This window comes from Candidatus Cloacimonadota bacterium (assembly GCA_020532355.1).
Classification (GTDB): Bacteria; Cloacimonadota; Cloacimonadia; order Cloacimonadales; family Cloacimonadaceae; genus UBA5456.
This window is the reverse complement of the sequence record JAJBBD010000154.1, coordinates 1-6,869: the sequence shown is the minus strand read 5'-3', so window position 1 is coordinate 6,869 and position 6,869 is coordinate 1. Positions and strand designations below refer to the sequence as shown.

Sequence of the window (6,869 nt, the reverse complement as noted above, 5' to 3'; positions counted from 1 at the left end):
GTTCCTATCATCTTTAGTAGCATACCATCGCCTGGATCGATAACGACATCTACATTCTGTCCACTAGATGTGTGTATCATGTCTGTGTAAGGATCATACATTGCTAAGTTGCTACCATACATTGTATGAGCTTGAGTATTAGGTACAAATCTTACGGTCTGCGGCAATGCTGCTTCAAAGCAATTGTCTAAACTGCTGTTTTCTGTAAAAACAGGATTATATCCAAATCTAACATAGTTGGCTCTTCTATTTACAATCATAAAATAAGGCTGAGATACATATGTATACAAGCCGCATTGAACATAGCCTTGATAATGATGACCATTCTCTGATGGCAAAACAAATAACGACTGCAGCATCATAGGCGATATTGCGATATTCTGGTTATCAATGGAAACCTTAAGGCTATCTGATCCATGCCAATCACTATTCTTTATAACTGTTGCATATCTGATAATTTTATCGTTAGCCTCTTTTAGTGCATAGTAGTTCGAAAGGGGAACATATGATAAATTCGTTCCTTGTTGAATAATGCTTATAGCTCCATATTGATACGATAACGTATCACTCGAAGAATAAGATAACTTGTTCCACGTAGGAAATTGATAATTTATTACTCCATCAACTCCATAGCATAAGGGTAATAACTGAAGCATTTTTTGTGTTTCCCTGGGCGGTCTAAGCCAAGACATCCATTGATGAGTGGTTCCCGACCTATCCCAAGCGCCAAAAGACTGTACTACGGGGATGAATCTTAGATTTGGATTCTGCTGAGAAGCTGTCTTATATGCATGATATTTAACCAGAAGATTATCCTCTAACGCAGTTTGCAAAAATTTCAAATCACTCTTAAAATTCCATTGAACATCTGGTTTGATGGGATACAAATCAGGAGAGAGAATTTTCGGGTTCGCTTTTTCAATGAACGCACGTTGATGATGATAGTACTTATCCAAAGTGCTTTGAGCATTGTTGGATTTAACCATGTCTCGTCGCCAGTCGTATATGGCTGTGACAATACCGGGGTTATCGCCCCTAATGGCATTTTGAACTCGTTTATATGAATCAAACTGAGCTTGATTGGGCTCATCGAAACTGTAAAGAAATCGGATATTCCCTGCAGAAAGCAATTTAATCTCATTTATTCTGCTGTTTAGATTATCTGTAAATTGTTGTTGATTTGTGATCATATTCCTGTGAATTGTATCTTCAATTTCTATATAGTCTATATGTAATGTTGAAGTGCCGTACCAATATATTCTTGGATTTATGTTGCCTAAAGCATATCTGCCAGATAAGGCATTATCTGCCGATAAGAATCCATTGTCTTTAAGCGACCGTAAACTGATTCTGAAAGTGTATAGTTTATTGCCAAAATCATCTGTCCGAGTAATACCATCGTACATATACTGAGTTACTACTAATCCAACATCAGTACCTCCAAGCTCGTTAACATATCGTAATTGTTTGAACTCATTGTTCCAATTGTACCCACACAATTCTAATCTAATTAGATCAATTGGATGAGCGATATCCCTATCATAAGATAGTATGTTAAAAGCAACAGTATAATATAGGTAGGTGTTGTCCAGCATATAATCTGTTAAATCCTGATCCCATGTCATTTTGATGAACTGAATCTCATCAGTTAACTTCTCATAAACACTGCTTCCTTCCTTTTTCCAGCGGTAGCTCAGATTATTGAAGGCATATCCGGCTGGCTGTGATGAAGGTTCACACTTCCAAACAAAATCATTTGATTTTCCCTCAAGTACTTGCTTCTGCCCAACTCTCAATGTATCGCCTTCATCTATATCTCTGGAACTATAAAAGAATACATCATCTTGATGGTCATTATCTTTTACATCTTCCTCGTTACAATACTCTGCTTCAAATCTCTGTAAGTTTGATAGAGTAAATCCTCTTGTGCCATATTTAGTGTTTGATTGCATAGCATCCCAAGAAAAATCTGTGAGAATAGCGTCAAGGCTATCCGAATCCATTTTATTCAGCATTACTCCCAAATCAATATCCTCGTTGTTGTAAGTATTGCAAATTGTAGTGTTATATCCACAATCCTTCATATGTTTAAATGCACTGTCCGCAGCTGCTGCATAAGCACCATATGTTCTCCAATAGGAATAATTGCCTATTAAAAAATCATCAGAGTGTTTGGCAAACAATGCCATACAAGTAGCGATTAAAATTAACGAAAACACAATTTTGTTTTTCATCTTTTTGGCTCCTCTTACTGAATAGTGAATCTTTTGGTTACCAGCATTTTATCACCTGAACATATCTTGACAAAGTAAACTCCTGACTCTGCATTGGTTAGGGTGCCCGACCAATTTTTACTATTGGCTAATGTTCCGTTGAATTTATGAGCAGATAATTTCTGTCCCTTTATATTGTAAATTTCAATATTTAAATCCCGCTCTTTTTCATAACCATTTCCGATGAAGATTATATTTACTGTTGTTTCTAATTGGGATATTGGATTAGGGTATAAGTTGATTTCCCAAATGTTAGAATTAGATGATGGAGCCACACAATCATCCTGAACTCCAACGGTAGTATCAGTTAGTTCAGCATTACCCAAGTAGATGTGTATTTTGCCAGGAGTCCAAAGGGGTGCAGGATGGGAATAAGGCTGTGAAACGGCAAGATCACAGTAGCCATCATTATTGAAATCGCCCGCAGCTTTTGCCCAGCCAAATCGTTCAGATACGCCAGGAGGTGCAGGGAACACCAGATCCACAATACCATTCAGATTCTGCCCTCCCAGCCAAATGTAAGCCCTGCCATCAGCACCATAATAATTACTGTTTGAGGTCGCGATGTCGCTATAACCATCACCGTTAAAATCTCCGTGGATTAGTGTGTATCCATCATTTGTATACGATATGTGTTCAGGGAATTCAACATCCCAATTTGCCGATATGTTAGAGTTCCCGTACCATATTTTATAGCCGCCGCTACCATATATCAAACCTACGAAATCATCAATACCATCTCCGTTGACGTCACCTAAGGGACCTAGACAAGAATTGATCACTGTATTTATACCCGAATATATTGTCAGGCTATCACTCGAGGGGAATTCATTGCTGCCAAAATGAACAGTAACCCTGGTGCAGGTGTTTTCACCTTGTCTAAACACGTGCGAACTTAGGTAATCATCTATACCATCATTATTGATATCGCCGATCCCCGTTAAACCACTTGCGTTTGGCCCCCACTGAAACGAATACAAAATAATGGAGTTATGTGATGAACCATCAAAAATCCTCATAGTTGCTATGTCGCGAACGGGATTTATCAACGTATATCCGATGTCTGCATGTCCATCATTATTTACATCACCAAGAGCCCAGAGATTTCCAATAGCATATGCGATTGAATGTGAAAACGTTAAAACAACATCAGGCTCCGTTTTAGGTATTTGGTTTCCATAGAAAATACAAATCTTCACCTGTTCAGACTCAGATCCATAATAGCAGAGATCTTCAATCCCATCATTGTTGATATCTCCAACATTTCGCAAAAATCCCAGCCCATACTGGCGATTGTAAGTACCTGGGATACTGAAGTCAAGATTATTATCAAAATCAGATCCTCCCCAATAAAAATTGATTCTGCCAAACATTTTGTAGGAGAGATCAAACACACCATCAGGATTCCAGTGCTTTTCTAACGCTACCAAATCCTGTATTCCATCTCCATTAAAGTCAATATTGCACATTGACCTGCCTAATGCTGCTCCACCAAACTCACCCGTCATTGTGGTAAGCAATGGCATGCAGTTGACTGCATATAATAGGCTTACCGAGATCAACACTGTAATACAAAATAACTGTCTCATCCTATTCCTCCTCTACTACGTGGAAGATGAGTCCCTATTGTTAGTGTAAATTCCAACTCATTGTTTATCAGGTTAGTTGAGGACATTATTCCTTCCTCTTTTTACACACTATCTATGTTCAATTGAGCAATTACATTTTTTTCAATGTCTGAATTCCGTCAAGTGCGTTCTCATTCATCAACAATTACCTCGCAGGGACTGGCTGGATCTCTGCGGAGGAGGCGTAGCCGATGGAACAGTTCCCCAGCCAGTCTTAGTCAGCCATCTCCAGCGTAAATCCGTATATGCCCACCCCGGTGACAGTACATTGGGATTCTGATTGGGCTCACATCTCCAGACATAATCATTGGACGCTGGAGGTGCAACATCTCCTGCATAGAAAGGAAAGCCAGTTCTATTAATATCATTAGCAGTTCCAGGCATATCTTCATTTCTTGAGCCGTACCAATGCTGGCTATCAGTCAAATCTGTATTTGTGACAGAGCATCCATCTTCATACTCAGCTTCAAACCTATAATAGCTGCTCGTTGTAAGTCCGGTGGTGGCATACTTTTCATTGCCACTTGAGTTTCGCCATGCTCGATCTGATATTATAACATCTATACTATCAGCGTTAAGCCTTGAGTATATCGTAGTCAGATCGGCAGCAGGATTAAAAGTTTCCATAATGGTTGAATTATAACCCAATTGATTCATAGCTCCGCTAAGAGCGTTTAAGTTGTTCATAAACCAAGGTTTTTCACTTATGTAGGAGTATGTACCCAAAGGAAATTGATCCGAATACCTAGCTGTGGCACAAACTACCAAGATAAGTAAAAAAAAGACAACTAGTGTTTTTTTCATTGTTCCCCCTATTTTAAAACACAGATTTTCTTAATATACGTGGTTTTGTTGTTTTGTATAATCCTGAGGAAATACAAACCATTTGCAATATTTGGGACAGGCATTGAGAGGGTAGCCCCGTTCAGAACTTCACCTACATGCTCAAGACCACTTACTTTTTGCCCTCTTAGGTTAAACAATTCCAGCCGTAAGGGAGTGGAAGCCTTAAAGCCGGACCCCAATAAATCAATCTTTAGCTGCTCGTTTGCACGCATGGGATTGGGATATACGTTTATCTCCCAGCTTGGTTCTGCCTCAACTGGATCATCATTTGCAACCACCGTATCTGATAACGCTGCATTGCCAGAATAAATAAATACTCGACCGGTCGTATTGAAAATCGTTCCTTGTCCCCAAATGGGAGCTGAGACCGCAAGGTCACATAATCCATCCCCGTTAAAATCTCCAGTTGCTTTGGCATACCCAAAATTTCTAGTTCCGTAATCACTTGGCGGATATAAATACAAGTCAATCAACCCATCCATACTTGGTCCTCCCACCCAGATGCCAATCTCTCCCTGGTAAAAATTGATTTGATGCGTCGATCCGATCACGTCGTCATAACCGTCTCCGTTAAGATCACCGTAAATGAATGGATTACCAACATTACGACCTGGGTTGAACCACTCATGGTAGGGTGGGTTGTGATATACCAGTTCAAGATCATGAATCGGTGATAAATCTGTCCCTCCAAACCACACTTTACCCACATATGACTCAAAATCTGCATAACCATCACCATTAAGGTCTCCTAACGGGCTTGCCGATCGCACAGTTATGGCCTCTGTGTTATCTGAAATTACTAAACTATCAACTTCTGGGAAATTTGTGTCCCCATAATACAAGACTATTCTGCTGTTCATGTTTGTTCCGCCGGGTATGCCATACTGCAAGATGTAATCGTCAAAGTTGTCACCATTCACATCCCCCACTCCAATGGCCGTTCTAGACACTAAGCCATTTGTCGTTTCCACAAGAGTTACAAACGGGTCGTCATTGCCTGTCCAGATTATTAATTTAAAGATCTGAGGATTACTCCAAAGTGGGCAATGTATGACTAAATCATCCCGACTGTCTCCATTGATGTCGCCAAGCGGCCAGGATACAATATAATCAGTTACTTCATAAGGAATGGTGATTGTCAAATCTGGTATTCCCATGGGATTGGCTGTTCCGTAATATACAGCTATGACACAAGCCGGGTCTACAGGTAAGGTGATTACCATATCGTCAACCCCATCTCCATTGATGTCACCCCCATTAAATGGTCCTGCCGGATATAATTCCCAGTTTTCAGTTCCCTCCATCACGAAATCAGGAATATTATCCATATTGGGCCCTCCCCAATAGAAGTAAATCTTCCCCCAACACTGATTGCTGTTGTACACACCTGTGGGGTTCCAATAAGGTGAGTGAACTATCACATCATCGTAGCCATCGCCATTGTAATCCATGGAAACTACTCGTTCTCCAAACCTAGAGCCATCAAACTCCCCGTACAAGGTAGTCATTATCTCCAAGTGTTCAATAGCTTTTAATTGCAATGAAATAAACACGAACACTAACGCCATAATAGAGAAATATTTCATCGTACCTCCACTAATTTTTATATCCCAAAATGCTGTAGCTTTATTTATATATCAAAGCAAACAGACGATTTTATCAGAAACAGTAAACGCTCCACAAGGCAGATATCATCCGTCTATTAAAACTAAAATAACCCTAAGCCAAGAAAAAGCAAATAAAAAAAGCAATTTCTAAATTCTGTCGCATCCTTATGCATCCTTATTTGTGAGAATACAGGGGAGTGCTTTCATTGCTCCGGATCGATGATCCAGTAAGTTCAAGGAGCATAAATGGAAGCGAAACTGATGGATAGAATCAAAGAGCAACTCGTCAGACATGAAGGTCTGAGGCTCAAGCCTTATCGCTGTACTGCAGGTAAGCTGACAATCGGTATTGGTCGTAATCTCAATGACTGTGGAATAACCCAATCCGAAGCTTACCCGAACTTTACCATTCTGAAAACCTACACACCTGCCATATAAGCACTTAGCTGTTTTATGGTCACTACACGAGTTGACGTTTTACGACTTTTCTTGGGACGGGGCTGGAGCTGATATTT

General features: G+C 39.9%; 4 protein-coding genes and 1 pseudogene. 1 reads left to right on the top strand and 4 read right to left on the bottom strand.

What is annotated here, in order from left to right:
- The 4 genes from LHW48_05670 to LHW48_05655 form a co-directional block, all read right to left on the bottom strand.
- On the bottom strand, window positions 1-2,234 hold a 2,234-nt coding region (locus LHW48_05670; GenBank protein MCB5259948.1), incomplete at its 3' end, for a hypothetical protein.
- Window positions 2,235-2,248: 14 nt separating this feature from the next.
- Window positions 2,249-3,862: a T9SS type A sorting domain-containing protein gene (locus LHW48_05665; protein MCB5259947.1), complete on the bottom strand. Its 1,614-nt coding sequence runs from the start codon at window positions 3,860-3,862 to the stop codon at window positions 2,249-2,251.
- 177 nt (window positions 3,863-4,039) lie between these two features.
- Window positions 4,040-4,705: a hypothetical protein gene (locus tag LHW48_05660; GenBank protein ID MCB5259946.1), complete on the bottom strand. Its 666-nt coding sequence runs from the start codon at window positions 4,703-4,705 to the stop codon at window positions 4,040-4,042.
- Between the two features lie 8 nt (window positions 4,706-4,713).
- Window positions 4,714-6,333, bottom strand: coding sequence for a T9SS type A sorting domain-containing protein (locus tag LHW48_05655; protein MCB5259945.1), 1,620 nt, complete (start codon window positions 6,331-6,333; stop codon window positions 4,714-4,716).
- 267 nt (window positions 6,334-6,600) lie between these two features.
- Between LHW48_05655 and LHW48_05650 the strand changes: the two are divergent.
- A pseudogene (locus LHW48_05650) lies at window positions 6,601-6,747 on the top strand (lysozyme).
- Window positions 6,748-6,869 lie beyond the last annotated feature (122 nt).